Origin of the sequence: Deinococcus metallilatus, assembly GCF_004758605.1 — a bacterium.
In the GTDB taxonomy this organism is placed as follows: domain Bacteria; phylum Deinococcota; class Deinococci; order Deinococcales; family Deinococcaceae; genus Deinococcus; species Deinococcus metallilatus.
This window is the reverse complement of the sequence record NZ_CP038512.1, coordinates 776913-803690: the sequence shown is the minus strand read 5'-3', so window position 1 is coordinate 803690 and position 26778 is coordinate 776913. Positions and strand designations below refer to the sequence as shown.

The 26778-nt window shown below is 68.5% G+C and carries 25 protein-coding genes; 15 read left to right on the top strand and 10 right to left on the bottom strand.

What is annotated here, in order from left to right:
• The first annotated feature begins 94 nt into the window (after positions 1-94).
• Together E5F05_RS09805 and E5F05_RS21335 are read left to right on the top strand one after the other, a co-directional pair.
• Positions 95-1054 carry an ABC transporter ATP-binding protein gene (locus E5F05_RS09805; RefSeq protein WP_129118442.1) on the top strand — a complete coding sequence of 320 codons (960 nt, stop codon included), beginning with the start codon at positions 95-97 and terminating at the stop codon, positions 1052-1054.
• Positions 1055-1304: 250 nt separating this feature from the next.
• Complete coding sequence (locus tag E5F05_RS21335; RefSeq protein ID WP_164973427.1) at positions 1305-1475, top strand: hypothetical protein; 171 nt, start codon at positions 1305-1307, stop codon at positions 1473-1475.
• 65 nt (positions 1476-1540) lie between these two features.
• On the opposite strand, the gene E5F05_RS09800 is transcribed toward E5F05_RS21335, so the two are convergent.
• On the bottom strand, positions 1541-2836 hold the full coding sequence (locus E5F05_RS09800; RefSeq protein ID WP_164973426.1) for a polysaccharide deacetylase family protein: 1296 nt from the start codon (positions 2834-2836) through the stop codon (positions 1541-1543).
• 224 nt (positions 2837-3060) lie between these two features.
• Here E5F05_RS09800 and E5F05_RS09795 point away from each other — a divergent pair, with 224 nt between their 5' ends.
• A complete protein-coding gene (locus E5F05_RS09795) occupies positions 3061-3675 on the top strand; it encodes a DNA-3-methyladenine glycosylase (RefSeq protein WP_129118440.1) in 615 nt (204 codons plus the stop codon).
• 325 nt (positions 3676-4000) lie between these two features.
• Positions 4001-5104 carry a DNA glycosylase AlkZ-like family protein gene (locus tag E5F05_RS09790; RefSeq protein WP_129118439.1) on the top strand — a complete coding sequence of 368 codons (1104 nt, stop codon included), beginning with the start codon at positions 4001-4003 and terminating at the stop codon, positions 5102-5104.
• A gap of 17 nt (positions 5105-5121) precedes the next feature.
• Here the strand turns inward: E5F05_RS09790 and E5F05_RS09785 are convergent, their stop codons facing one another.
• Entirely contained in the window at positions 5122-6105 is a 984-nt protein-coding gene (locus E5F05_RS09785) for a phosphotransferase family protein (protein WP_129118438.1), read from the bottom strand.
• On the bottom strand, positions 6102-6383 hold the full coding sequence (locus E5F05_RS09780; protein ID WP_129118437.1) for a hypothetical protein: 282 nt from the start codon (positions 6381-6383) through the stop codon (positions 6102-6104). The genes E5F05_RS09785 and E5F05_RS09780 overlap by 4 nt, the downstream gene beginning before the upstream one ends.
• A gap of 91 nt (positions 6384-6474) precedes the next feature.
• On the opposite strand from E5F05_RS09780, the gene glmM reads away from it, so the two are divergent.
• The 4 genes from glmM to E5F05_RS09760 all read left to right on the top strand — a co-directional run bounded on the left by glmM (position 6475) and on the right by E5F05_RS09760 (position 12713).
• The gene (gene glmM, locus E5F05_RS09775; RefSeq protein ID WP_129118436.1) at positions 6475-7809 is read left to right on the top strand and encodes a phosphoglucosamine mutase; all 1335 of its coding nucleotides are present in this window, start codon (positions 6475-6477) and stop codon (positions 7807-7809) included.
• 246 nt (positions 7810-8055) lie between these two features.
• Positions 8056-9180, top strand: a complete 1125-nt coding sequence (locus tag E5F05_RS09770; RefSeq protein WP_129118435.1) for an Ig-like domain-containing protein — start codon at positions 8056-8058, stop codon at positions 9178-9180.
• A gap of 90 nt (positions 9181-9270) precedes the next feature.
• A complete protein-coding gene (gene polA / locus E5F05_RS09765) occupies positions 9271-12009 on the top strand; it encodes a DNA polymerase I (protein ID WP_129118434.1) in 2739 nt (912 codons plus the stop codon).
• 104 nt (positions 12010-12113) lie between these two features.
• On the top strand, positions 12114-12713 hold the full coding sequence (locus E5F05_RS09760; protein WP_129118433.1) for an HAD family hydrolase: 600 nt from the start codon (positions 12114-12116) through the stop codon (positions 12711-12713).
• Position 12714: 1 nt separating this feature from the next.
• Here the strand turns inward: E5F05_RS09760 and E5F05_RS09755 are convergent, their stop codons facing one another.
• From E5F05_RS09755 to E5F05_RS09740, 4 genes are all read right to left on the bottom strand, one after another.
• On the bottom strand, positions 12715-13725 hold the full coding sequence (locus E5F05_RS09755) for a WD40 repeat domain-containing protein (RefSeq protein WP_129118432.1): 1011 nt from the start codon (positions 13723-13725) through the stop codon (positions 12715-12717).
• Positions 13726-13902: 177 nt separating this feature from the next.
• Positions 13903-14754, bottom strand: a complete 852-nt coding sequence (locus E5F05_RS09750) for an aldo/keto reductase (protein ID WP_129118431.1) — start codon at positions 14752-14754, stop codon at positions 13903-13905.
• Between the two features lie 11 nt (positions 14755-14765).
• Positions 14766-15095 carry a cyclic-di-AMP receptor gene (locus tag E5F05_RS09745; protein ID WP_129118430.1) on the bottom strand — a complete coding sequence of 110 codons (330 nt, stop codon included), beginning with the start codon at positions 15093-15095 and terminating at the stop codon, positions 14766-14768.
• Positions 15096-15183: 88 nt separating this feature from the next.
• Entirely contained in the window at positions 15184-15687 is a 504-nt protein-coding gene (locus E5F05_RS09740; RefSeq protein WP_129118429.1) for a transcription initiation factor IIE subunit alpha family protein, read from the bottom strand.
• A 327-nt stretch (positions 15688-16014) separates the two neighbouring features.
• Between E5F05_RS09740 and E5F05_RS09735 the strand changes: the two genes are divergently transcribed.
• Positions 16015-16755: an ABC transporter ATP-binding protein gene (locus E5F05_RS09735; RefSeq protein WP_129118428.1), complete on the top strand. Its 741-nt coding sequence runs from the start codon at positions 16015-16017 to the stop codon at positions 16753-16755.
• The gene (locus tag E5F05_RS09730) at positions 16745-17986 is read left to right on the top strand and encodes an ABC transporter permease (RefSeq protein WP_129118427.1); all 1242 of its coding nucleotides are present in this window, start codon (positions 16745-16747) and stop codon (positions 17984-17986) included. The genes E5F05_RS09735 and E5F05_RS09730 overlap by 11 nt, the downstream gene beginning before the upstream one ends.
• Positions 17987-18243: 257 nt before the next feature.
• Here the strand turns inward: E5F05_RS09730 and E5F05_RS09725 are convergent, their stop codons facing one another.
• Positions 18244-19968, bottom strand: a complete 1725-nt coding sequence (locus tag E5F05_RS09725) for a PRC-barrel domain-containing protein (protein WP_129118426.1) — start codon at positions 19966-19968, stop codon at positions 18244-18246.
• Positions 19969-20109: 141 nt separating this feature from the next.
• Positions 20110-20244 carry a hypothetical protein gene (locus tag E5F05_RS21905; RefSeq protein ID WP_260177328.1) on the bottom strand — a complete coding sequence of 45 codons (135 nt, stop codon included), beginning with the start codon at positions 20242-20244 and terminating at the stop codon, positions 20110-20112.
• Positions 20245-20365: 121 nt separating this feature from the next.
• Between E5F05_RS21905 and E5F05_RS09720 the strand changes: the two genes are divergently transcribed.
• From E5F05_RS09720 to E5F05_RS09700, 5 genes are all read left to right on the top strand, one after another.
• Positions 20366-21136: an ATPase gene (locus tag E5F05_RS09720; protein ID WP_129118425.1), complete on the top strand. Its 771-nt coding sequence runs from the start codon at positions 20366-20368 to the stop codon at positions 21134-21136.
• Positions 21133-22221: an enolase C-terminal domain-like protein gene (locus tag E5F05_RS09715; protein ID WP_129118424.1), complete on the top strand. Its 1089-nt coding sequence runs from the start codon at positions 21133-21135 to the stop codon at positions 22219-22221. The genes E5F05_RS09720 and E5F05_RS09715 overlap by 4 nt, the downstream gene beginning before the upstream one ends.
• Positions 22222-22324: 103 nt before the next feature.
• Positions 22325-22600, top strand: a complete 276-nt coding sequence (locus E5F05_RS09710) for a hypothetical protein (protein ID WP_164973425.1) — start codon at positions 22325-22327, stop codon at positions 22598-22600.
• A gap of 113 nt (positions 22601-22713) precedes the next feature.
• On the top strand, positions 22714-23301 hold the full coding sequence (locus E5F05_RS09705; RefSeq protein ID WP_129118423.1) for a Uma2 family endonuclease: 588 nt from the start codon (positions 22714-22716) through the stop codon (positions 23299-23301).
• Between the two features lie 112 nt (positions 23302-23413).
• Complete coding sequence (locus E5F05_RS09700; RefSeq protein WP_129118422.1) at positions 23414-23965, top strand: hypothetical protein; 552 nt, start codon at positions 23414-23416, stop codon at positions 23963-23965.
• A gap of 56 nt (positions 23966-24021) precedes the next feature.
• Here the strand turns inward: E5F05_RS09700 and acnA are convergent, their stop codons facing one another.
• Positions 24022-26751, bottom strand: coding sequence for an aconitate hydratase AcnA (gene acnA / locus E5F05_RS09695; RefSeq protein ID WP_129118421.1), 2730 nt, complete (start codon positions 26749-26751; stop codon positions 24022-24024).
• Between the last annotated feature and the right edge of the window lie 27 nt (positions 26752-26778).

The window sequence follows — 26778 nt, the reverse complement described above, 5'->3', positions numbered from 1 at the left end:
GTGGCTTGTAGAGCGTGTCTGCCACCGTCCCGTAAGGTCTCCTCCCTCCACAAGCCACAAGCGACAAGCCACACGCCCCTCCGAAGGAGCCTCCATGATCGAAGTCGAACACCTCCACAAGTCCTTCCAGACCCGCTCGGGCGGCCTGCTGCGCGGCCAGCGGCGCACGGTGGAGGCCGTGCGGGACGTGAGTTTCCGGATCGAAGCGGGCGAGGTAGTGGGCTACCTGGGGCCGAACGGCGCGGGCAAGAGCACGACCATCAAGATGCTGACGGGACTGCTGGTGCCGACCGCCGGGCGGGTGGAGGTGGGGGGACTGGTACCCTGGCGCGACCGGCGGCGGCACGTCTCCAGGCTGGGGGCGGTGTTCGGTCAGCGGACGACGCTGTGGTGGGATTTGCCGGTGCGTGATTCGCTGGACCTGCTGCGGGACGTATACCGGGTGCCGCCCGGGCGCTTCCGCGAGAACCTGAAGGCGTTCACGGACCTGCTGGACCTGGGGCCGTTCCTGGGGACACCCGCCCGCTCCCTGTCGCTGGGGCAACGGATGCGGGCGGACCTGGCGGCGGCGCTGCTGCACGACCCGGAGCTGCTCTTTCTGGACGAGCCGACGGTGGGGCTGGACGTGGTCGCCAAGGAACGTATCCGCGCGTTCGTGGCACACGTCAACCGCGAGCGGGGCGCGACGGTGCTGCTCACCACGCACGACCTGACGGATGTGGAACGCCTGACCCGGCGGGTGATGATCATCGACCACGGGGCGCTGCTGTACGACGGCAACCTGCCCGAGTTGCAGGCCCGCTTCGGGAGCGCGCGGGAACTGGTGGTGGACTTCGAGGCCCCGCCCGCCGACCCCCGGGTGCCCGGCCTGGTCCTGCTGAGCGCCGAAGGCCCGCGCGTCACCTACGCCTTCACGGGCGCGGCGGCGCGGCCCATCACCCTCGTCACCGCCCGCGCCCCGGTGCGTGACGTGACCGTGCGCGAGCCGGACATCGAGGCGACGATCCGGCGGATTTACGAGGGAGGGTTGCTGGGGGCCGGGGCTGTAGGCTGAGGCCTATGCAGGAAGACCGCCTGGGTAGCGCCCTGGACACGGACGAACGGAGAGGCCCGCCGCCCAGCATCAGTACGCCTGTCCTGCTGCTGGTCCTCATGACCTTTGCCGGGCTGTTCCTGGTGGCCTCGCTGGTTTTCCAGCCCGGGCATGAGGCCCTGAGATTCCTCTTCATGGCGCTGACCCTCGCGCCCCCATCCTGTATGGCTGGTGGCTGCTGTGGCATTCTCGCCGGAGCGGACATCTTCACATGCCCCTGCTCTACACGGTGGTTCTGATCGCGCCACAACTGGCGCAGTCGGCGGCTCGCCTCACCTTTGCCCTCCTCGACGGTCGCAGCCTCAGTGCTTTGGACGTGGGACCGCCCGTCCTGTTCATCGTCGCGCTCCTCATGCTCATTTTCTGGAAACCGAAAGTCTGACTCCGGGCGCGAGCCTCGCCAGGCTTTGCGCTCTGAACGCCCGTTGGCGTCTCTCTTGACCGACCTCACCACAACGTCTGCACCCGCACGCCGAAGCTCAGGCGGTCCAGCCGGGAAGTGAGGGTGGCGGAGTGGGCGCCCAGCCGGACGGTCCCGCCCGCGTACCAGCCCCGGTCATAACCCAGCAGCACGCGCACGGGGCGGCCCTCGCCGGGCAGCAGGGGCAGGGCGTACTGCGCTTCCCCCCGGAAGGCGGCGGCCGGGGACAGGGCGTACTCTGCCTTGAGCCGCAGGTAGTTCACGGGAATCAGTTCGGCACCGACCGCTGACGCACCGTCCAGGTACCGTCCCCACACCTCGCCGTACCCGCCCAGCGCGACGGACACGCCCGCGACCGGACCGCGCGTACCGTACCCCACCGCCAGCGTGACCGGGGCGAGGTTGTAGGCCAGGGTTGCGCCGCTGTACGTTTCCCGGCCCCGCAGGAAGTTCAGGCCCAACATGAGGTCGCGCTGCCGGACCAGCAGCCGCGTGTCGCGCACACCGTCCTGCCAACTGAAGCCCAGCGCCCCCGACCCGACCAGCTCGAAGGCGGCCGGATTCCACAGCGGAGGGGCGGCCTGCACCGCGTCCGGCCCATCCAGCAGGACATTTCCGCCCAGGCCCAGCAGGACCGGCAGCCGCAGGTCCAGGCCCGCAGCGGCCCGCAGCGGGAGCAGCCAGTCGTCCCAGGGCGAGGCCAGCGGCCCAGGCAGCGCGTACTGTTCGCCCCGCACCCCGAACGCGCCTCCGGCCCCACAGGCGAAGGTGTGCCGGGCCGCCCGCCGCACCCGCGCATCTTGCAGATAAAAGGGGTAGGCCACGCAGGGCAGGGCGGCGTCCCCCGGATCGAGTTCCCAGGCGAGGCGGCGCGGGGCCAGGTCGATCAGCGCCGCGTGCGTGCGGGTGTGCGAGCCGATCTCCCATCCGGCGGCGCGCAGCTCGTCCAGTTGCGCCTGCGTCATGTGGCCGGGCTGGCCGATCTGGTCCAGAATCGGGTAGACGGTGGCGCGCACGCCCAGCTCGCGCAGGGCCGGAAACGCCACCTGATAGACGCTCTCGAAGCCGTCGTCGAAGCGGAAGGTGGCGGTCTTCACGCTGCGGGGGTACGACAGAATCTCGCTGCTGGTCACGAAGATGTATCCGCGCGCCCGCAGCTCCAGCACACGCCGCCGCAGGGTGTCGGCCTGCACCCCCAGCGTCACGCCCCCCCGAAGGCCGATCTGGTGATACACCAGCGTCAGATTGCCCGCCCGCGCCGGGGAAGACAGGGCGAAACACAACAGGACCAGCCAGGTCAGCATCAGGGACAGCCGCCGCATCGGTGAGAAGCATAAAGCCCTCTTCATTTTCCGTGGTGTGAACCCTGCCGGGGCAACAGGCCGTGAGTGGAGGAACAGCGATCCGGGGATGCAGGGAGGAGGGCCTCGATACGGAACGGGCAAGCTGCCACTCCTGCTGCGGGTGGGAACCGCACTCCGCCCAGGAGGCTCTACCCGGCCCAGTAACACCCCGGAGTGGCGGTGACGCTAGCCTGTCGGGGAGAATGTCCTCTCCCCTTCCTCCAGCCTTTTTCAACCGCGACCCGGTGCGCGTGGCCCGCGAAGTTCTCGGCGGCACTCTGGTGCATGTCCTTCCCGGCGGCGAGGTGCTGTCGGGCCGGGTGGTGGAGGTCGAAGCCTACGACTGCCCGCGCGATCCGGCCTGTGCCGCTGGACGCTTTCATGCTGTCCGCAGCGCAGAGATGGCGATTCCAGCGGGCCACTGGCTGTTCTGGATGGCGCACGGGCACCCACTCCTTCAGGTGGCCTGCCGGGAGGAGGGCATCGCGGCCAGCATCCTGATCCGCGCGCTGGAACCCCTGACCGGTCTGGGCACCATGCTTACCCACCGACCCGTCACCCGCCAGCGTGACCTCACCAGCGGCCCCGCCAAGCTCGTCTACGCCCTGGGCCTGAACCCGGCAGAGGTGACGGGCAGGCGGGTGGACAGTCCGGCGCTACATCTGCTCCCGCCCACCGCGCCCCTGCCCGACGACCTGGTGACGGTCACCGCCCGTATCGGCATCAAGGAAGGGCGCAATCTGCCCTGGCGGTTCCTGCTGCGGGGGAATCCCTGGGTGTCGCCCGGGGTGCCGAGCATGGACCTCACGTCAGGCTGAAGGGCGGCGAAAGGTCAGGACGCCGTACTGCGTATATTCATGTTTTGCCGCAAACAACGCTCCGAGACAGCCCGGCGCGACGGCCACGCCGTAAGTATCCGAGCGGTAAAACTCCCAACCGCTCTGTGCATGGTCGTTGATGGCCCGCTGGACCATATCCACGACCGCAGAAGTCTTGTCTTTGGCTGTGGCGGCGATGGTCCGAGGGAATTGGCAGGTCTTGCGAGCAGTGTATTGAAGTGAATTTTGGCTGTCAGCGCACCTGCCGCAGAACCTCGTTCGGCCCGCTCCAAACGGGCCCCCTCCCTCACGCTACCCTCCCCCCATGCCCGACCACGCCACCCCCCTCACGCCCGCCGCCCTGCGGGCCTTCGCGTTCCGCACCCTGGAACGGCAGCGTTCCCTTCAGGGCGCACTGGACCTTATGGGCTTCGTGCAGGCCGACCCGATCCGGGCCCCGGCGCGGGCACAGGACCTCACCCTCTTTCAGCGGGTGCGGGGCTACCGGGCGGGCGATCTGGAGCGCCTTTATCCCACACTCGACGCCGAGGAGGACATGCTGCCGAACTACGGCTTCGTGACGCGGGATGTGCAGGCGCTCCTGCATCCGCGCGAAGTGGGCGAGACGCGGATCGAACGCGAACACCCCGACCTGCTGGCCGAGGTGCGCGCGCTGGTGCGGGAACGGGACGAGGTCCACCCGCGCGAGGTGGCGGCGGCGGTCGGGCGGGGCCGCGTGGTGAACGCCTGGGGCGGGCAGTCGGCGGCCACGACGCGCGCACTGGACGCGCTGCACCGCCGGGGCGAGGTGCGGGTGACGCGGCGCGCAGGCGGCGTGCGGCTGTACGGCCCGGCCCCGCATCTGGACGCCTTACGGGAATTGCCCCTCTCCACACCGGAGCGCGTGCGCGGCGCGGTGCATCTGCTGGCCGCGCTGTACGGGCCGTTGCCGGAAGCGAGCCTGGGCTACCTCGTCGGCCTCTCGCGCTTCGGGCTGCCGCACCTGCACGGCGAGTTGCGCGGGGCGTACCGGACGGCGGTGCGGGAGGAACTGACGGGCACAAAGGTGGACGGCGTCCGCTACGTGTGGCCTGCCGAATGGGACGCGGAGGCCCTGCCTGGCCCGCGCGGCGTGCGGATCGTCGGCCCCTTTGATCCCCTGGTGTGGGACCGCCGCCGCTTTACCCACCTGCACGGCTGGACGTACCGGCTGGAAGCGTACACGCCCGCCGAGAAGCGGGAATTCGGTTATTACGCGCTGCCAGTCTTTCAGGCCGAGCGGGCGGTGGGGTGGGCAAATCTGAAGGTGGAGGGCGGCGAGTTGCGAGCGGACGTGCAGTTCATCCCCGGCGTGCGTGAAACGGCGGCGCTGAAGAAAGGGGTGGAGGCCGAACTCAACCGCTACCGGACCTTTCTCGACCTGAAGTAGCGGGGGCGCCGGAGAGATTACAGCCCCTCGTGCCACCCCTCCGCCACCCGCCGCAGCGCCTCCCGCACGCCGCTCCCGTCCTCCCGCCGGGCCTGCCGCGCGGTGGTCAGCACGTTCAGGGCCAGGCCCGCGCGTTCCTCGGCGGCGAGCTGGGCGGGCGTGAGGGCATGACCGTGCGCGGCCAGTTCGGCCCGATAGGCTTCCCGCAGCCCGGGGCCGAGGCGGGCGCGGTCAGACACGTCCAGGCGCACGTGCAGCAGGTGGGCGAGGTCTTCTCCCAGCGGCGCGGCGTGCGCCTGACCGTAGTCGATCAGGATGGGCCGGCCTCCCCCCAGCGGCCACAGCACCTGCCCGGCGTGAATGTCCCCGTGCGCCAGCGTCATGCCCGGCGCCCGCTCCAGCAAGGCGGGAAGCGCGTGGGCGGCCTCCTGCACGGCCTGCACCTCCGCCGAGGTCCAATCGGGCGCGAGAGACGCCGCCGTGTGCCACGCCCGCCGAACCGCCTCCGCCGCGTCCCAGCCCCACTCGCCCACCAGTTCCGTGCGGCTGTGCCAGAAGGCGTGGTGCCGGGCGAGCAGACGCGCGACCTCCAGCAACGCCGCCTCACGCCCGGCGTCCGTCTGAAAGGCTCCCCAGCCGGTCGTCTCGTCCGTCAGGTCGCGCGTGACGAGGTGACCGCGCAACTGGGCCGGATCAAGGGCCGCGTGGAGCAGCGGCGCGTGCGGCACCGGGGACAGCGGCGCGAGGCTGCGCAGATAGGCCACCTCCCGCGCGAGACGGCGAAAGGCCCGCTCGTCCCCCCAGCCCGCCGGGAGGTACTTCAGGAACAGGGGACCGTGCGGCGTCGCGTAGCGGGCAAAGGCCGCCCCCTCCCCCACCCACGCCTCCACGCGGCGGCGCGGGCCGGGAAAGGCGGCGCGGAGGTCACGCGGCCAGACGCGGGAAGACAGGGCGGGACCGCGCCCGCTCAGCGCCTCCCGCCAGTCCCCGAGCAGACTCAAGCGAGCAGCGACAGCAACCCGGTGACCGAGCCGCCCGCCAGGGCCGCGCCGATCAGGAACATCCCCAGGCAGCCGCAGCCCCGGCGGCGGTGCACCACCTGCCGGTAATGCCCGCCGCGCCCGTAATGCCCCCGGTGGCCGTTGCTGTGGCTGTGACCCAATCCCAGAAAGCCCGCGCCGTGCCCGCTGCTGTGGCTGTGGCCCCGGTAGCCGTACCGCCCGTGGCCGCGACTGTGGCTGTGACCGAACGAGAAGGAACCGCCCGAAAATCCGCTCATGTCCCAGGGTACGTGGACCGGGCGGCCCGGGTTCCCGGCCTGCGGCAAAAGCGGCAGGTTCATCGCCGGTCCGCGCGTATGATGGGCCATCATGAACGAACGGAAGTATTTCGGGACAGACGGCGTCCGCGCGGTGGCGGGCGAGTTTCCGCTGACGGCGGCGTGGGTGATGAACCTGGGCGCGGCGGCGGGCGAGGTCCTGAAACGGCAGCATGAGCGGCCCAGCGTGGTGATCGGCAAGGACACCCGCCAGAGCGGCGACATGCTGGAAGCGGCCCTCGCGGCGGGGCTGACCAGCCGGGGGGTCACGGTGATTCACGTGGGCGTGCTGCCCACCCCCGGCGTCAGCTACCTGACCCGGCACCTGGGGGCGGACGCCGGGGTGGTGATCAGTGCCTCACACAATCCCTACCAGGACAACGGCATCAAGTTCTTCGGGCGCGACGGGCAGAAGCTCAGCGACGCGACCGAGCTGGAGATCGAGGCCGCGATCGATGAGGTACCCGACTTCGCCCCGGTGACGGGCGTGAACCTGGGATCGGTGACGAACTACACCGAGGCCGAGCGGCTCTACATCAACTTCCTGCTGGAACACGCGCCCGACCTGAGCGGGCTCCGGGTGGCGATGGACTGCGCGAACGGCGCGGCGTACCGGGTCGGCCCCAAGGTCTTCCAGGCGGCGGGCGCGGACGTGTTTGCCGTGTACACCACGCCGGACGGGCGCAACATCAACCGGGGCTGCGGCAGCACCCACCTGGACCACCTTCAGCGCCTGGTGCGGGGGGGCGACTACGACCTGGGCGTGGCCTTCGACGGGGACGCCGACCGCGCCCTCTTCGTGGACTCGCGCGGGAACGTGGTCCACGGCGACCACATGCTGCTGCTGAATGCCCGCGCCCGGGGGGACCGGGCCGTGGTGGCGACCATCATGTCGAACATGGCCCTGGAGGTGAAGCTGCGGGAGGCGGGAATTCCGCTGGAGCGCACCGCCGTCGGTGACCGCTACGTGCATGAGCGGCTGCACCAGCAGGGCCTCACGCTGGGCGGCGAGCAGAGCGGCCACGTCCTCTTTCTCGATGTCTCGCCCACTGGGGACGGTGTGCTGAGCGCCCTGCTGACCCTGCGCGCGATGAAGCAGCTCGGCACCACCCTGGACGAGCTGTACGACGAACTGGTGATGTTCCCGCAGACCCTGGTGAACGTCCGCGTGGCCGACAAAAAATCGATTGCCCGCGACGCCGCCGTCCAACTGGCCGTCAGCGCCGCCGAGAGCCGCCTGAGCGGCAGGGGCCGCGTGAACCTGCGCCCCAGCGGCACCGAGAATCTGATCCGCGTGATGGTCGAGGGACCGGACGAGGCCGAGATTCACGAGGTCGCCCGGACGCTCGCGGACGTGGTCGAGTCGCGGGGCAAGGTCGGGGCCTGAAGCTGGCGGCCTGGAAAGCCACCTGTCAGCTTTCAGGAAAGGACGTGGGTTCGCAGATATGAACTATTTCGCTTTCCCGTTGTAGAAAACTGGATTTTCCGGCATTGAAAGCCCCATTCTTTTTGACAATCCCCTGCAATGTCAGAATCTCCCGCAAAGACAATTCCGCCGACGCAATAGCTTTGCCAGATAAAAGATCGCTTTCCACCAACTGGAAATCTCTTTCCTCTGTGCCCCGGGAGACGCATGCAGAACGCGAAGAACGCCTTTGGCCTCGCCCTTGTCCTGACTCTCGGCCTGGTGGCCTGCGGCACGGGCGGCAACGACAATCCTTCCCTCGCGCAGTCCACGGTCACCGGCGTCACCCTCAGCAGCGGCAGCCTGAACCTGAGCAGCGGCAGCAGCCAGACGCTGACCGCCAGCGTGCAGGGCAGCGGCAGCGTCAACCCGGCCGTGACCTGGAGCAGCAGCAATCCCGGGGTCGCGGCGGTGGACGGCGGCGGCCGCGTCACCGGCGTTGCGGCGGGCAGCGCCACCATCACGGCGGCCAGCGTTCAGGACCCCGGCAAAAAGGCCAGCCTGACGGCGACCGTCACCGGCGCCGCGACCACCGCTGATCCCTTCAACATCACGGTGATCTTTCCGGCAGACAGCAAGCTCACCTCGGCCCAGAAGGCCGCCTTCACCAGTGCGGCCGCCCGCTGGTCCCAGGTGATCTCGGCCGGGCTGCCCGACGTGCCGAACGTACGTATCTCGACCGGCGAGACGGTCACGGTGGACGACGTGCTGATCGTCGCCAGCGGCATCAGCATCGACGGCCCCGGCGAGGTGCTGGGCCAGGCGGGACCCCGGCAGGTCCGCAGCGGCGGCACGCTCCCGCTCTGGGGCGAGATGGAGTTCGACACCGCCGACCTGGCCAGCATGGAAGCGTCCGGCACGCTCCAGGGCGTGATCCTGCACGAGATGGGCCACGTGCTGGGCATCGGGACGCTGTGGGACCGGTTCCTGAACGCCAACGCCCCGATCTGCACCGACGCGACCCGGGTGCAGTACGGCGGCGCGGCGGCCCTGCGCGAGTACAGGAACCTGGGGGGCCAGGCCGCGGGCGTGCCAGTCGAGGACCAGTACGGCGAGGGCACCCAGTGCAGCCACTGGAAAGAGTCGGTATTCCAGCGGGAACTGATGACCGGCTTTACCAGCCGCAGTGGGATGCCCCTGAGCCGGATCACGCTGGGCGCCCTGGCCGACCTGGGCTACACCGTGAACTACGCCGCCGCCGATCCCTACACCATCCCGAATGTCTCCGCGCAGACCCTCGGCACCCCGATCAGGGAGCGACTGATCACGCCGGACGGGATCATCAACCCCTGAGCGCGGGCGGGGAGGCCCTTCCTCCCGGCGCTCTGTGGTCAGCCCGGCTCCTCTCCGGGTCGCCCGTTACGCCCACAGTAGAATGGGCCCATGACTGCCCCCTCTCCCGACACGCTGGTGCTGATCGACGGGCACGCGCTGGCGTACCGCTCCTACTTCGCGCTGCCGCCGCTGCACAACAGCCAGGGCGAGGCGACGCACGCGATTCTGGGCTTTTTGCGGCACACGCTGCGTCTGGCGCGGCAGGCGTCGAACCAGGTGATCGTGGTGTTCGACCCACCGGTCAAGACCTTCCGCCATGAACAGTACGGCGACTACAAGTCGGGCCGCGCGCAGACGCCGGACGACCTGCCCGCGCAGATCAACCGCATCCGGGAGATCGTGGACGCGCTGGGCTGGCCCCGCCTGGAGGAACCGGGGTACGAGGCCGACGACGTGATCGCCACCCTCACCAAGATGGCGGAAGGCCGGGGCTTTCAGGTCCGCATCGTGACCAGCGACCGGGACGCCTACCAGCTCCTTGACGATCACGTGCGCGTCCTCGCGAGCGACTTCTCGCTGATCGGGCCGGACGAGGTGCTGGCCAAGTACGGTGTGACCGTGCGGCAGTGGGTGGACTACCGCGCCCTGACCGGCGACGCCAGCGACAACATCCCCGGCGCGAAGGGCATCGGGCCGAAGACGGCCGCCAAACTGTTGCAGGAGTACGGCACGCTGGACGCGGTGCTGGCGGCGGCGCAGGCGGGCACGCTCGAACCGAAGGGCACCCGCGAGAAGCTGCTGGCCTCCGAGGCGGACGTGCTGTTCAGCCGCGAACTGTCCTGCATGGTGACTGACCTGCCGCTGAAGGTGGAACTGGGCACGGCGCGCGGGGCAGGCGATCCACGGCGCCTGGAAGAACTGCTGGACGAGCTGGAACTCGCCTCGCTGAAGCGGGACGTGCTGGGGCTGAGCAAAGGCACCCAGGATGCCGACGCGCCCGACGCCCCCACCAACCCGGACACCTTCCAGGCCCCGCAGATCGCGGAGTGGCGTACCCCAGGCGCGGGCGTAACCTGGGGCTATGTCCTGTCGCGTGAGGACGACCTGACGGCCGACCTGATCGCGGCGGCGACCTTCGACGGCAAGGTGGCCCGGGTGGCCCCGGTGGAGGAGCGCGCGGGGAGCACGGCGGAGGCCGTGGCCGTGCTGGACACCGCCGCGCCGAGCGGTCCCCTCTTCAGCGATCCCCAGGCGGACGAGGCGCCCAAGAAGCTCACCAAAAAGGAGCAGCAGGCCGCCGAGAAAGCCGCCAGGGCCGTGCAGAAGGCGGCGGAACGCCAGGCGGCCCTCTTCCCGCCCACCGTCAGCGAGGCCGAGTTCATCGGGCAGCGGACGGTGACGGCGGCGGGGGCCAAAGCCCTGGCCGCCCACCTCAGCGTGCGCGGGACGCAGATCGAGCCGGGGGACGATCCCCTGCTGGTCGCCTACCTGCTCGACCCGGCCAACACCAATATGCCCACCGTGGCCGAGCGTTACCTGCACACCGCCTGGCCGGACGACGCGGCGACCCGGGCCGCCATCGCCTACCGCCTGCTGGGGGAGTTGCCCCCGCAACTCGACGAGGCCCGCCGCAAGCTCTACGAGGACGTGGAAAAACCGCTCTCCGCCGTGCTGAAGCGCATGGAGGTGCGCGGCGTGCGGCTCGACAGCGACTACCTGCGGGGGCTGTCGGAGGCCACCGCGGGCCGCATCGCCAGCCTGGAGGCCGAGATTCACCGGCTGGCGGGCCGCGAGTTCGCCATCCGCAGCCGTGACCAGCTCGAAGCCGTGCTGTACGACGAACTGGGCCTGGCCAGCGGCAAGAAGACCAAGCTGACCGGCAAGCGCAGCACCGCCGTCAGCGCCCTCGAACCGCTGCGGAACGAGCATCCGATCATTCCCGCGCTGCTGGAATACCGCGAACTGGAAAAGCTGCGCGGCACCTACCTCGACCCGCTGCCGAATCTGGTGAATCCGCACACCGGGCGGCTGCACACCACCTTCAACCAGACGACCGCCGCGACCGGCCGCCTCAGCAGCCTGAACCCCAACCTCCAGAACATCCCGATCCGCTCGGAACTGGGCCGCGAGATTCGCAAGGGCTTTATCGCGGACGAGGGTTACTGCCTGATCAGCGCCGACTACTCGCAGATCGAGCTGCGGCTGCTGGCGGCCATCTCCGGCGACGAGCTGATGCGGCAGGCCTTCCGCGAGGGGGCCGACATTCACCGCCGCACCGCCGCGCAGGTGCTGGGGCTGGCAGAAGACGCCATCACGCCGAACCAGCGCCGTGCCGCCAAGACCGTCAATTTCGGCGTGCTGTACGGCATGAGCGCCCACCGCCTCAGCAATGAGCTGGCGATTCCCTACACCGAGGCGGCCAGCTTCATCGAGGTGTACTTCAGCACCTATCCCGGCATCCGCCGCTATATCGAGCGGACGCTGGAATTCGGGCGCGAACACGGCTACGTCGAGACGCTGTACGGCCGCCGCCGCTACGTGCCCGAGCTGAAGTCGCAGAACCGCACGCTGCGCGAGGCGGGCGAGCGGCTGGCCTACAACATGCCGATCCAGGGCACCGCCGCCGACATTATCAAGATCGCGATGGTGCGCCTGGCGGACGAACTCGACGCGCTGGGCGCGAGATTGCTGCTGCAAGTCCACGACGAACTGCTGATCGAGGCCCCGGAGGACCGGGCCGAGGACATCGCCCGACTGACCTGTAAGGTGATGGAGAACGCCGCGCACCTCAGCGTGCCGCTCGCGGTCGAGGTCGGCATCGGGCCGAACTGGTACGACACGAAGTGAGGGGGTGGATCGAGGAAGCGTCAAATTTTCACTCACCCCTCACACCTGATCCCTAACCCCGGATTGCTGAAAGCTGACCGCTCCCCACTGCGCTACCTTCAGACATGACGATTCGTGCGGTGTTCTGGGATATCGGCGGCGTGCTGCTCACCAACGGCTGGGACCGGGAGCAGCGGGCGGAGGTGGTGGCCCGCTTCGGGCTGGACGCGGAGGACTTCGCGGAGCGGCACAAGCTGGCCGTGCCGGAACTGGAACGGGGCCGCATGAGCCTCGCGGAATATCTGGACCAGACCATCTTCCACACGGGGCGCGCCTTCACCCCGCAGGACTTCCGCGCCGCGATGGAGGCCGTGAGTCAGCCCCAGGCGGAGACGCTGGCCTTCGCGCGTGACCTGGGCCAGCGCTGGCGCATGTACTCCCTGAACAACGAGGGCCGCGACCTCAACGAATACCGCATCCGCACCTACCGGCTGGACGAGTTCCTGCTGGCCTTTTTCACGTCCTGCTACCTGGGCCTGCTGAAGCCCAACCCGGCGATGTACCGCCTCGCCCTCGACCTCGCCCACGTCCGTCCCGAGGAGGCCGTGATGGTGGACGACCGCCCCCAGAACGCCGAGGCGGCCCGCTCGGTGGGGATGCACGCGGTCCGCTACCAGAACGCCGCGCAGCTCCGGGCGGAACTGGCGGCGCTGGGGGTGGAGTAGGTCAGGGCAGGGGTGCGCCCTTAACCTCGCCCTGCCAGTTGTTCAGAATCAGGCCCCTGCCGTCGGGGGTGAGGGTGGCCCAGGCATCGGTGATGTCTATCGTCTTCAGCCGCCTGCCGGTCCGGCTGTCGTACAGCAGAGCCGCCGGGATGTCCTGCGCGGTGCGGGAGATGTTCAGCAGAACGCGGCTCCCGTCGGCGTTGAAGCTGGCGGAGCGCACGCCCCGGGCACAGACCTTCGCCGGGCTGCGCGGCGGGCAGGGTTCGGTGTAGGTGGGCAGCGTCCGCAGGCTCACGCCCCAGTCCCCCTGCCCCAGCCGGTCCAGACCAAGCTGGAGAAACCCGGCGCTGTAGCCCACGCCCGTCAGCAGGGTGCCGTCCGGCGCGAACTGGAAGGGGTGCAAGACACCCGACAGCCCCGGCACGGTCAACACCTTCTGGCCCGTATCCGTGTTCCAGAGGGTGACGCTGCCCGCCCCCAGAGCCTCGTTCACGGCCAGCAGGGGCCGCGACGGGTGGAAGGTCAGGCTACGCGGCTGCCTGTGCAGCCGCAGGGTGGCCCGGCGCTCGCCCCCCGCCACGTCCCATAGTTGGACGTAGCCGTACACGTTCATGGCGGCAAGGGTCCGCCCATCGGGGCTGAACACCAGCGCCTGAGTGCCGCGCACCCCCGGAATGCTGGCCTCCCAGCGCCGCTCCGGGGTGCGGACGGTCAGCCGGTCGCCCGCCCGGTTCAGCCACGCGAAGGTCTTCAGGTCCGGCGTGAAGGCGAGGAGGCCCAGATCATTGCCCGCCTCCGGAAAGACGACCGTTCCTCTGACCTCGCCCGTTCGTGGGTCGAGGCGTTCCAGCACCGGGGCGGCCCCACCTTGCCGGGTCACGACCTCGCCCCGGTCGGTAAAGCCCAGGAAAGAGGTGTTCTTCAGCGTCCAGGCGGGCTGTACGGCAACGGCACCAGCACTGGCAGTCAGGCTCAGGGCGAGAAGCGCGGCGGTCAGGAGGAAACGGGGCACGCTTCAGCCTCGCCGCTCTACGCTGACGGGGCGTGAGGGCGGGTTGACGAGCGATTCAGCAGTCAGCCTTCAGCAGGAGAAAGCAAAAGCTCTCGCCTCCCCTGCTTTTGCACAGCAAGTCCGGGTTGCAAGTGGGCCAACTGAGCTGGGCAGCCGCACCCCTGTTCGACCACACCCTCACAGCATTTCCAGCGGCACGGGCCGCATGGGCGCCGGAAAGGCCCGGTCGAGCTGCGCCAGGTCCTCCTCACTCAGCCGCACGTCCACCGCCGCCCGGTTTTCGCGGACGTGTTCCTCACGGGAGGCTTTGGGAATGGCGATCACCCCCGGCTGCCGCAGCACCCAGGCCAGCGCCACCTGCGCGGGCGTCGCCCCGTGCCGCCGCGCCACCTCCTGCAAGACGGGCTGCCGCAGCAGACGCCCCTGCTCCACCGGCGAGTAGGCCATCACCGGCAGCCCCTGCGCCTGACACTCCGGCAACAGGTCCACCTCGATCCCCCGCCGCGTGAGGTTGTAGAGGACCTGATCGGTCGCCACCTGCTCCCCGCCCGGCACCCGGCTCAACTCGCGCATGTCCTGCGGGTCGAAGTTGCTGACGCCCCAGGCGCGAATCTGGCCGGACGCCTTCAGCCCTTCCAGCGCCTCGACGGTTTCTTCCAGCGGGACCGGGCCGCGCCAGTGCAGCAGGTAGAGGTCGAGGTAATCCGTTCCCAGCCACCCCAGACTCTGCTGGCAGGCCTGGACGGTGCCGGGCCGGGTGGCATGGCTGGGCAGCACCTTGCTGACCAGAAACACCTCGTCGCGGCGGCCCCGGATCGCCTCCCCGACCAGACGCTCGGAAGCACCATTGCCGTACATCTCCGCCGTGTCGATCAAGGTCATGCCGAGGTCGAGGCCGAGTTGCAGGACGTAGAGTTCCTCGCGGTAGCGTTCGGGCCGTTCACCCATCATCCAGGTCCCCTGTCCGAGGACGGGCACCGGCTGCCCACCCAGAGACAGGCGGGGCAGCGGCTGGTCCGGCTGGGACATTCCCGACCCCCTCAGACCTTCACGAATTCCTGCACGCCCAGCACGAACATCACCGCGCCGCCCACCGCCACCTCGACGGGATCGGCGGTCAGGCCCTCGCCCTGCTCGCCCATCGGGACGCTCGGCGTGACCAGGCGGGTGCGGGTGCGGCAGGTCTGCTGGACGTGGCGCTTGAGTTCGGCCAGGCGCTCGTCGGGCACGCCAATCATCAGGGTGGTGTTGCCCTCGCGCAGAAAGCCGCCGGTGCTGGCGAGCTTGGTGACCTCGAAGGCGTTCTCCGACAGCACGCGCACGAGGCCCGAGGCGTCGGCATCCTGAATCACGGCGAGAACCAGCTTCATGAAGCTCAGGATAGCAGAGGGGGTGCCGGGGCCGGTCAGCCCAAAGAAAAAAGCCCCCGCGACGGGGGGCCGAACAACGGGGCGAAGGTCAGGCGACCTGCTTCTTCTTGCCGGTCGGGGCAGGTGCCTGTTCCTGCCCGAGCGCCTGCGTTTCCTTGAGGCGGAAGATCACCAGGCTGCCCACAAAGGTGCAGGTGATCATGCCGTGGGCGTTCAGCAGCGACAGCGCCCTCATCACGTCCTCGCGGGACATGCGGAGCTGCTCGCTCATGTACAGCGCACTGTCGGCGCGGCCTTCGAGGTAGTCACGCACGCGCTTGGCGTCCTCGGTCAGCGGCGTGGCGGGCACGTCGGCCAGCCCGGGATCGGCCAGGCCGTAGACCGCGCGGGTGCCGGTGCCGGGCAAACGGCGCACGCGGCCCTGATCGAGCAGGCTGGCCAGCGCGGCGCGCAGGTGCGAGAGGGCGAGGCCGGTCGTCTTGGCCAGTTCGGTTTCGACCCATTCGGGTTTGCTTTCCAGCGCCCTCAGCACCAGCTTCTCGTTGGCGCGCCGGGTTTCTTGCAGATCTTCGAGGGTGGGGGGGTTGAACATGCGCTATCCTCCGGACATCCGATTGTTTGGGTCAGAGCGGCGGGACCACCGCTGGGCAGGCCGCTCAGGCAGGAGCGTGAACTCGGTACAAGTGCGCCCTGGAGCGCAACTTTCCTATTGTGACAGGTTCTCATGCCCTTTGCATGAGGTTCCTGACGCGAGGCTGGGATTGTTCACGGAGGAGCGGGAAAGCGAAAAAGCCACCGACCGAAAAGTTGGCCCATCGTAAGCGGTCCCGGACCCCTGGACCGTAAGCCGGGCTGCCTTTACTTTAACGCGGAAACGTTTTGGTCCTCCCCCCCGTACCCGCCCCCAATGGGAGGCACGATGCTCGAACTTCGGAACCTGAGCAAGACGTACGGCAACCACGCGGCGCTGCGGGACGTGAGCCTGGGCGCGCGGGAAGGCGAGGTATTCGGCCTGCTCGGCCCAAACGGTGCCGGAAAGACGACGCTGCTGCGGATCATCGCCACGCTGCTGAAACCCACGTCCGGCACGGCGACGCTCGCCGGACATGACGTGCTGCGCGAGCCGGAAGCCGTGCGGCGCCTGCTGGGCGTGGTGAACGGCGGCATGGGCCTGCCCGCGCGCCTGACCGGGCGGGAGGTGCTGCGCTCCTTCGCGGGGCTGTACGGCATGACGCGGGCGCAGGCCGACGCGCGAATTGCCGAGCTGGACCTGGCACTGGACCTGGGCCGCACGCTGGACGTGCGCGCGGGCGAGTACAGCACCGGCATGAAGCAGAAGGTGGTGATCGCCCGCGCCGTCATCCACGACCCCCAGGTGCTGATTCTGGACGAGGCGGCCAGCGGCCTGGACATCTTCGCCCGGCGGACGCTGCTGGACTTCGTGACGGCGACGCGGCAGCCCGGCAAGCTGACCCTCTACTCCACCCACGTGATGAGCGAGGCCGAGGAGGTCTGCGACCGGGTGGCGATCCTGCACGAGGGGGCCCTGGTGACGGTCGGGACCATTCCGGACATCCTGGCACAGACGGGCGAGCGCAACCTGGAACGGGCCTTTTTCGCGCTGGTGCGGGGGCAGGGGGAGGCGGCGCGTGCGTCCTGACTACATCTGGCGGGTGGCCTCGCGCGACCTGCTCTCCACGCTGCGCGACCGGCGCACCCTCACCAGCACCATCCTGATTCCGCTGCTGCTGATCCCGCTCTTTACGCTGGGGCTGCCGCTGCTGATGGGCAAGCTGATCGGCGGCCAGGCACAGGAACGGCAGAAGGTGGGGGTGGTGGGCACGCTGCCCGAATCGCTGCGCGCGGCCCTGACAAAGGACGAGAAGACGCCGGGCGGCACGGTGACGCGGGCCGGGGTGGACCTGGTGCCGGTGAAGGACCCGAAAGCCGCCGTGCAGTCCGGCGAGGTGGACGCGGCCCTGCGCGCCCCCTCTCCCCTGCCCGCCCGGGCGGGCGACGGCACCGGCACATTGGAGGTCTACGCCAAGCTGGGGAGCCTGCGGGCGCAGACGGGCGCCTTTGCCAAGGTGCAGTCCACTGTGGAAGCGTACAACCGTGAGTTGGCCGTGCAGCGCCTGCACACGCTGGGCCTGGGCGCGCAGACGCTGACGCCGGTCACCCTCGACCCCATCGACGCCAGCCCCGAGCAGGAGCGGCGCAGCGGGCAGCTCGCCTTCCTGATCCCGCTGCTGATGCTGAACTTCATCCTGACCGGGGCGATGGCGACCGCGCTGGACGCCACAGCGGGCGAGAAGGAACGCGGGACGCTGGAAAGCCTGCTGGTATCCCCGGTGCGCCGCAGCGAGGTCGTGGCGGGGAAGCTGCTCGCCACCACCGTCACGGCCCTCACGACCGCCTGTTTCAGCGTGCTGGGGTTCCTGCTGAGCGGCCTGATCGCGCGGGCGGCCCTCGCCGGGGCACCGACCGAACTCACACAGGCGTTCGGCGGCCAGCTCACGCTGACCCTGGGAAGCGCGCTGGCCCTGCTCGGGACGATGGTCAGCGCCGCACTGCTGATCAGCGCCGTCCTGATCGCCCTGAGCATCTACGCGCGCAGCTACAAGGAAGCGCAGACCTACGTCACGCCCCTGAGCCTCTTGATCGTCTTTCCCGCCGTGCTGCTGCAATTCAGCGACTTCCTGACCCTCAGCGGCGGGATCTACGCCCTGCCGCTCTTCGGCAGCATGGTCGCCATCCTCGACACGGTGCGCGGCAACCTGACCGTCGGGCACGTCCTGACCGCCATCGCGGCGAACCTGCTCGGCGCCCTGCTGGTGGGGTTGCTGGCCCTGCGCTCCTTCGGACGGGAGGAGGTGATTTTCAGGAATTAGCGGTCAGGGGCAGCCTTCAGCTTTCAGCGGTTCAACTTGGGGTGATGCGCTTCAGAAGAAAGCGCGTGAGCGGCGGTTTTGCTCCTCTCCCCTCGCGGGGGACTTGTAAAGCTGCGGAACAGAGGGGGGCGGCAGCTATAGGCTGCCCTCACCACCTACCTCCAAAAACGCAGCCGACATTTCGCGGCCATCCTGAGCCGTCATCCAAACAGGGCGGGCCTCCCATCCCCGGAAGGCCCGCCCCTCTCCTTATGCCCTCAGCTCTGGGTCTTGGGGGCGTTGGGGTCGGTGATGATTCGGCCGGAGGCGGGCTGCTCGGTCTGATCCGCGCCGAGTTCGGGCTGGCCTTCCAGGGCGGCGCTTCCCGTCTCGTGCGGGCGGGCGGCGAGGGGGCTGATGTTCACTTCCTCCTTGCTCACGCTGTCGAGCAGGATGTCCAGCACGCCGCCCGAGCGGGCCTCGTCGATGGCCTTGTGGGTGATGATCTCGCCGACGTTCAGGATGATGCTGTCGTCGGGGGCGAGAATCACGCGGGTGACCGGGCGGCCCAGGGCGTCGCGGATGCGCTGTTCCTGCATGTCCTGCTGCCGCTGATCCAGGGCCTGTTCGGCCTCCTGGCGCTTGTCGCCGAGCCAGGCCTTGGCCCGGTCGAGCAGGTTGCTGGCGCCCTCGCTGACGCTGGACACGCCGTTCGCCAGCGCCGCGCTCGCCCCGGCGGTCCCCGAACCCGCGGTGCTGCCCAGCGTGGCCGCGATCAAGGCCTGCTCCACCCCCAGGTGCCGGGCACGCTCCGCGATGGCGGGGGTCACGATCTGGCCCTGCGCGGCGACCAGACCGCCGCCGGGAGCGCGGACATCCGTCTTGGCGCGGCGGCCGATGGTGGCCTCCAGGGTGTTCGGGGCGGGAAGCTGCTGCTCCCGGAACGCCTGCACCCGGTCCTGCACCGCCCCGCCGGTCGCGGCGGCCACCAGTGCCCCCAACTTGCCCGCCTGCTCGGCGCGTTCGGCCTGGAAGGGCGTGATGGTGGCCCCCTGATGGACGATCACCTCGCTGACCCCGTCGGCCATTTCGGCAACCACGTCGGTCCCGGCGGTCTTGCCGACCACGTATTCCTTCTGGCGCTCGGCTGTGGCGTTCCGCAGGTCCTCGTAGCTGCCCTGCACCTGCTCGCGGGCGTTGCCGTAGGCCTCGCTGATGGCGCCGCCGGTCGCGGCAACGGCCAGTGCCCCCAGCTTGCCCGCCTGCTCGGCCCGGTCAGCCTGCGTGGCGGTGATCACGTCGCCCTGGTGGACCAGCACCGTGCCGTCGTCGAGGGTCAGGTCGCTGCCCGCCGTCTTGCCGACCACGTATTCCTTCTGGCGTTCCTTGGTGGCCTCGGCGATATTGCCGTAGCCCTCCTTCACGCTGTCGGCGGCGTTCTGGTACGCCTCGCTGAGGCTCTGACCTGCCGACTGAACGGCCCCCTTCAGCCCGCCCGGCTCCTGCTCCTGCATGGCCGCCGCGACGCTGACCGGCACGATGGCCGCGTCCTCACCGATCTGCACGCTTTCGGGGGCGGGAACAAAGGTCCGGCCGCTGCTCAGGTCGCTGAAGATGCCGCCGGTCGCCTCGTAGCCCTCCACACGGCCGGTGTGTTCGTCGAAGTACACGTCCGCGATCTTGCCGAGGTTCTCGCCGTCGGTGGTCAGCAGCGTCAGGCCGATCAGGCTGATCTTGGAATCCAGCACTTCGGCCAGCCGCCCGTCGTCGCGGGTGGAGGTCACCGAGGCGGCGCTGTCCACCATGACCGCGTCCTCACCAAAGGCGCGCACGGCCTCGAAGGGCACCACCCGGGCGGCGCGGAACCAGCCGCCCTCGTCCACCAGCAGACCGAGCAACTGGTTGGCCTGATGGTCGAACACCAGGTCATGCACGCTGGCCACGCGCTCGCCGTTGTCGATGGCCACGATATTCCGTCCGAGCAGTTCCTTGCCTTTGATCATGAGCTGTCTCCGTTTGGGGAAAAGAGGATGCGGGGGAGCTGGGGCCACCTGCCGCTGGCCGGACGCCGTGCGAAACCCCCGGGAAACCGGGGACCGCGTGCAGGCCGCCACCCCGGGGGGCGCAGAGCGGCAGGGCCCGCTTCAGAAGCCGAGGTTCAGCAGCCCCCGGGGCTTGAGGTACAGGAAGTAGACCAGCAAAAACAGCACCACCAGAATCAGGATGATGAGCAGCACTGTCCCCCAGCCGCCACCGCTGTTGCCTTGCAATCGCGCCATCAGTAAGCCTCCAGCTTGAGTCTAGAAACGCTTCCAGCCGGAAGTGAGGGGCCTCTCCTCACCCTGGGTTGACTGAACCTTACGCCAGCCTTAAGGCAGCCTGTCGCCTTAGACTCCGGGCATGTTCGCCCCTCTGGATCACCTGCATACGGCCCCCCCCGCCTCCCCCCACGAGCGGCGGCTGGCCGAGTTGCCCCTGACGGTGCTGGTCGGTGTGACGGGGGTGGGCAAAAGCACCGCCCTGGCGGCTCTGCGGGCGGCCGACCCCCAGGCGCGGGTGCTCCCCGACCGCCGCGAGATCACCGACCGGGTGATGATCTGGCCCGTGAGCGGCGGCCCCGTCAGCGACCGCGCCGAACGCTTCCGCCTGACCGCCCGTTACCGCGAACAGCACCCCGGCGGCATGGCCTACGCGCTGGGCACCCTGACCGCCGACACGCGCCACTGGGGCGAGCGGCCCCTCTTCGACGGGCTGCGCGGGCTGGAGGAGGTGGAGTACGCGGCGCGGCACTTTCCCGCCTGGCGCTTCGTGGCGCTGCACGCCCCGGACGTGGTGCGCGTGCGCCGCCTGCTGGGGCGCGCGGACGCCTTCGACCGGATGCCTGGCGGGCACACCGGAGGCAACCTGCGCGCGGAACTGGCCGCGCTGCCCGGCGTGGACGCCGTCTTCACCCCCGCCGAACTCGGCGCCCTCGCCGCGCTGGAAGCGGAGGGGGACTCGCCGGGGGACATCCTCGCCAAGACGCGCATCGTGCTTACCGAGCGCCAGCATTACGACCCGGACGCGGCGGCGGCCTTTTTGCGGACGCTGCCGCCGGGGCGTGCCCTGCTGCTCGACACGGTGGCCCTCTCGCCGGGGCAGGTCGCCGCCGCCATCGGGGCGTGGGCATGAGCGGGCCGGGGGTGGCGCGGGTGGAAGGCATCCCCTACCGTCTGCCGCTGCGGGGGACGCTCGCCTGGGGGGCCCACAGCGCCCTCGATGCCGCCGAGCACGTCCTGGTGCGCGTCACCCTCGATGACGGGACGGTGGGCACCGCGGAGGCCACCCCGCGCCCCACCATCTACGGGGAGACGCCGCAGAGCGTGGTGGCGATCCTGCAACACCTCGAACCCGCCCTGAAGGGCCTGGAGATCACGGACGAGGCGGCGCTGAACCGGGTGCGGAACAATGTGGCGAACAACCACACCGCTCGCGGCGCCCTCGACATGGCGCTCTGGGACGCGCGTGCCCGCGCGCAGGGTCTGACGCTCTGGGACACCTTGCTGGGGCCGAATCCCCGCGTGCGGGTCAGTTTTATCCTGGGGATCGGGACGCCCGCCGGGATGCTGGCGGAGGCCGAGCGGGTGGTCACGGTGGGCGTGCGCTGCCTGAAGGTGAAGGTGGGCCGCGACCACGCCCGCGACCTCGCGGTGATCCGTGACCTGCGCCGGGCTTTCGGGGAGGACGTGCAGCTCTACGCCGACAGCAACGAGACGCTCACGCCGGACCTGGCCCCCGCCGCCCTCGCCGCGATGCGGGAAGCGGGCCTGACCTACGTGGAGGAACCGCTCCCGGTGCGCGAGCTGAGGGCACGCGCCGACCTGCACGCGCGGTCCATCCTGCCCATTGTGGCGGACGACTCCTGCTTCACGCCCGCCGACCTGGCCCGCGAACTGGACTTCAACACCTTCGACATCCTGAACGTAAAGACCGCCCGCAACGGCTTTACCGACGGCCTGAAGATGCTGCGGGCCGCCGCCGCCCAGGGCAAGCGTGGCATGGTCGGCTCGCAGGCCAGCAGCGGCCTCGGCACCCTGCACGCCGCCCTGCTGTCCACCCAGGCCGAGGTGACGGAGCCCTGCGAACTCAGCTTCGTGCTGAAACTGGAGGATGACCTGCTGGACCGGCCTCTCTCCTTTCAGAACGGCTGGCTGGATGTCCCCGCGCTGCGCGACTACCAGCTTGACCCGGTTCGGCTTGCCCGCTACCAGTGTTAGGATGGTTTGCCGCCGCCTCTCTCGTGGGGAAGGCCAGGAACCCTTGTTGTGCCTGTCTGGGTAACATGGCGATTGTCCCCCTCCGCTTCCGAGAAAATGAGATATGGGTCAAGAAATGCTCAATACCCTGGCACTCCCCCTGCTATTCAGCATGCTGGCAGGCACCTACGCCTACCTGCGTTTTCCCGACCGCCGCACCCGCGTCCTGCTCACGCTGATCCTCTTCCAGCTCGTCGGCGCTTACGGGTACCGCAGCCAGCCCGAGATGGCCCTGTTCAGCCTGCTGGCCCTGCACGGCCTGATCGTGTTCGCCCTGCTGCTGCACAGCCTGCAAACGCCCAGGCCCGAACTCGCCCCCGAGCGAATCCGGCGCAAGTAAAAGACCCGGGGGCTTGAGAGCGTGCGGCTCCGGCACTGGCCGGGGCCGTAGGCCTTTTCATACGTCCAGAGCAAGAGTGCTCCGGTAAAGCGTCCGGCGCGTAGCATGGAGGCATGAGCGGCCCGGCCCTGAGGACGATGACGGAAGAGGAGTACCTCCGCACCGAGGAAACGAGTCCCGTCAAGCGTGAATACGTCTGGGGCTTTGTGTATGCCCTGCACGGTGAGGACAGTCCGCAGGCCCGAGCGGGAGCCACCAGCAGGCACGGGCTGATCAGCATGAATATCGGCGCGGCACTTCACCGCACGGCCCTGCGCCAGGGCTGCCGCCTGTATCAGAGCGATATGCGCGTCCGCATCCCGCAGTGGGGCGGTGTCCGGTACTACTACCCGGACCTCGTGCTCACCTGTGACCCCGTGGACGATGCCGCCACGTTCCTCACGGCGCCGTGCCTCGTCGTGGAAGTCCTCAGCCCCAGCACCCGCGATCTCGACCGGCGCGAGAAACTCCTCGCCTACACGGCCCTCCCCAGTGTGCAGGGTTATCTGCTGGTCGACACGGCGACCGGCGCCGCTCGCCTGTACATCAGGAACGGCGACGGGTGGGACGAGCACTACGAGGAAGGGGAAGGGACGCTGAACCTGCCGTGCCTGAACGTTCCGCTGTCACTGGACGACATTTACGAGGGAGTCGGCCTGTAAACGCTCCGGCTGGCACGGGCAGGAGCGCGGGTATAAAAACCTATATCCGCTGTGAGACTCAAGTCGCTGGCTTCAATCCATTCGCGCAGTCTGAATGCGTTAGACTACATTCATGCACCCCATCCTGTTTGCCGCTTTAAGTAACTTTATTATCACAGCATCAGCTACACCCAGCACACCGCAGCTTAAAGACGTCGCAGTTTCAGATATTTGCTTTCTGGACAACGTCGTCGTCGTTGATCTGGCAGCAGCAGGTAAAACTAGTCCCATTCAAGAAGATTACTCGTCCGCCGCAGAGCTGAAACTTTCTGAATTGCTGGAAGCCAAGGCACCGAAACTGCCAAGACAGGCAACCATCTCCCAAAGAGAACATTGCCGGTACAGCGGTATGGTGGCGGTGAGCCTCTTCCCTCCAGAAGGCGGAAAGCGCTTCTTCATTGCGCGTTACTTTCTCAGTGAAGGCAGAGTCAATCGAGCGGATTTCCAGCAAGCCATATTGACGAAAGATACTTCTGTATTCAAAGGGTATAGCTTTCCACTGGAGATAGAACAGTTCCATGGCCCTTTCAGCGAGGCCGATATATCTAGATCCATCAGTGATGCTGCAATAAATGTTCTCAATCTTTTTCTGTTAAATTGGCAGGGAGAAATTATATACCAATAAGGAAATATAGACAGCCCCGCCCAGTCATCCAGGCGGGGCCATCCCTTCCTCCCCTGTTACGCCTTCACTTCACCCTGGCTCCGCTCCAGAATGCCGCGCAGCACGGTCTGGAGGATGCCGCCATTGCGGTAGTAGTCGATCTCGACGGGCGTGTCGATGCGGCACTGGACGGTGATGTCGCGGCTCTGGCCGCCTTTGTCCGTCACGCGCAGCGTCACGTCCTGACGGGGCTTGAGGTCGGGGGGCAGGATCACGTCGAAGATTTCGTCGCCGTTGATGCCCAGGCTGTCAGCCGTCTCCCCGTTCTTGTACTGGAGGGGCAGCACGCCCATGCCGACGAGGTTGGAGCGGTGGATGCGCTCGAAGCTCTCCGCGATCACGGCCTTCACGCCCAGCAGGAGGGTCCCCTTGGCGGCCCAGTCGCGGCTGCTGCCCATGCCGTAGTCCTTGCCCGCAAACACGAGGAGCGGAATGTTGCTGGCCTTGTAGTTCTGGGCGGCGTCGAAGATGGTGTTGACCTGCCCGGTGGTGTAGTCGGTGGTGAAGCCGCCTTCGGTGCCGGGGGCGAGCTGGTTCTTCAGGCGGATGTTGGCAAAGGTCCCGCGCGTCATGATGCGGTCGTTGCCGCGGCGCGAGCCGTAGGAGTTGAAGTCCTTGGGCGGGATGCCGCGCTCCAGCAGGTACTTCCCGGCGGGCGTGTCCGCCTTGAAGGAACCGGCGGGGCTGATGTGATCGGTGGTCACCGAGTCACCGACCTTCACCAGCGCGCGCGCGCCCTCGATGCTGATGATCTCGCTGGGACCGCCCGCCAGGTTCTCGAAGAAGGGCGGGTTCTGGATGTAGGTGCTGTCGGGGTTCCAGTTGTACAGCGCGCCCTCGGCCACGGGGATGGCGTTCCACTCGGCGTTACTCTTCTCGATGCCGTCGTACACGCGCCCGAACATCTCGGCGTTGATCGCCTGGTCCATGATCTGCTGGATCTCGGCGTTGGTCGGCCACAGGTCACGCAGGTACACCGGCTGGCCGTTCGGATCAGTGCCGATGGGATCGTTCACGATGTCGTTCACGACCGTGCCCGCCAGTGCGTAAGCCACCACCAGGGGCGGCGAGGCCAGGTAGTTCGCCTTGATGTGCGGGTTCACGCGGCCCTCGAAGTTGCGGTTGCCCGAGAGCACCGACGCAGCCACCAGGCTGCCCTCTTCGATGGCCTGCACGACGGGTTCGGGAAGGGGACCGGAGTTGCCGATGCAGGTCATGCAGCCGTAGCCGACCGTGTTGAAGCCGATCTGGTCGAGGTACTGCTGGAGGCCCGCGTTTTCCAGGTACTCAGTGACGACCCTGGAGCCGGGGGCCAGCGAGGTCTTCACCCAGGGCTTGGGCTTCAGGCCGCGCTCCACGGCCTTTTTGGCGACCAGACCCGCCGCGATCAGCACGCTGGGGTTGGAGGTGTTCGTGCAGGAGGTGATCGAGGCCAGCGTCACCGCGCCGTGCCCGATCTGAATGTTGGTGCCCGCGACGGTGCCCTGGGCGTTCAACTGCTCCCCGCCCAGCTCGAAGCCCCGGTTCTTGACGGGCGCGGTCAGCGCCTCCGCGAAGACCGTGTGCATATCCGCGAGGTTCACGCGGTCCTGCGGGCGCTTGGGACCCGCCAGGCTGGGCACGATGGTCGAGAGGTCGAGTTCGATGGTGTCGGTGAAGACGGGGTCGGGCGTCTCGTCGGTGCGGAACATGCCCTGGGCCTTGTAGTACATCTCCACCAGTTCGATCTCGTCTTCCAGGCGGCCGGTGCGGCGCAGGTAGCGCAGCGCCTCGTCGTCCACCGGGAAAAAGCCCATCGTCGCGCCGTACTCGGGGGCCATGTTGGCGATGGTCGCGCGGTCGGGGAGGGTCATGTTGCTGAGGCCCGCGCCGTAGAACTCCACGAACTTGCCGACCACACCCTTCTCGCGCAGCATCTGCGTGACGCGCAGCGCCAGGTCGGTGGCGGTCGCCCCCTCGGGCATCGCCCCGGTGATCTTGAAGCCCACCACTTCCGGCATCAGCATGTAGATCGGCTGGCCCAGCATCACGGCCTCGGCCTCGATGCCGCCGACGCCCCAGCCCACGATCCCCAGGCCGTTGATCATGGTGGTGTGGCTGTCGGTGCCCACCAGGGAGTCGGGGTACACGACCACGCCACCCTCTTCACCCGGCACAGTCTCGGGACGGCTCTGCACGCCTTTGGCCAGGTATTCCAGGTTGACCTGGTGGACGATGCCGCTGGCGGGCGGCACCACGCCGAAGTTGTCGAAGGCCTGCTGGCCCCAGCGGAGGAACTCGTAGCGTTCGCGGTTGCGCTCGAATTCCAGTTCCATGTTGCGGAGCAGCGCCATCTCGGTGCCGAACTCGTCCACCTGAACGGAGTGGTCGATCACCAGGTCCACCGGGATCAGCGGGTTGATCTTCTCGGGGTCGCCGCCCAGCGCCACCATCGCCGAGCGCATCGCCGCCAGGTCCACGACCGCCGGGACGCCGGTAAAGTCCTGCAAGATCACGCGGGCGGGCTTGAAGGGAATCTCGATCTCCGGGTTGACGGGCTTCCAGTTCGCGACGGCCCGCACGTCCTCCTGGCGCACGTCGTAATCATTCGCCTCACGCAGCACGCTTTCGAGGAGCACCTTGACGGAGAAGGGCAGACGGCTGATATCGGAGCCTTGCTCCTGAAGTTTGTTGAGGTTGTAGTAATACAGGGTCTGGCCCGCTTTGGTGGTGAGCACCTCGCGCGCACCGAACAGATTCATCGCCATGCTGGGTTCCTCCTTGCCCCGCGAAGG